The organism is Streptomyces sp. NRRL WC-3549 (assembly GCF_000721935.1).
GTDB lineage: Bacteria > Actinomycetota > Actinomycetes > Streptomycetales > Streptomycetaceae > Streptomyces.
Genome location: NZ_KL585383.1, coordinates 142,047 through 142,569 on the forward strand (window position 1 = coordinate 142,047; position 523 = coordinate 142,569).

Genomic DNA, 523 nt, shown 5'->3' on the forward strand with positions numbered 1-523 from the left:
GCGGGAGCCGCTCGGTCCTGATCGAGGCGGGTGGCCAGGCCACGGGTCCTAGCTCAGTCATGTCGGGCAACCTAGCGCACACCCGGCAGGGCGGTACATGCGCCAGCCGCCGCACAGGACGGTATCCGGACAGCCCCTCCCATGACTTTGGAGCACGACCAGGGACGGCACCGGTGCCGGGCAGCCCCGTGACATGACCGGTATCCCTCACGCCCTGGCACACCCGAACGCCGCTCCCCGGTGGAGCGAACGGCTCGCGCGACGGACATTCGGCTCAGCAATGATCTGAATGTACGGACATGTACGGAGTTGTGGCGCCGATGGAAACCGTTCCCCTCACCCCCGAACAACTCGACGCCCAAGCGGCCCGACTGCATGACACGGACGCGTGGCGGCAGATCGTCACGGGCTGGCACGACACCGCGGGAGAGCCGGTCCTCCCGGACCCCGCACCCCGACCGGTCCTCCCGGTACCGGTTCTGCCGGAACCCGTCCTTCCCGAGCGGGTGCCGCCGAAGCCCTC

Annotated in this window: 1 pseudogene; it reads left to right on the plus strand. The window is 69.4% G+C overall.

Annotated elements, in window-relative coordinates:
* Positions 1-320: 320 nt before the first annotated feature.
* Positions 321-523 (plus strand): annotated as a pseudogene (locus IH13_RS44295) (hypothetical protein); the annotation flags it as partial.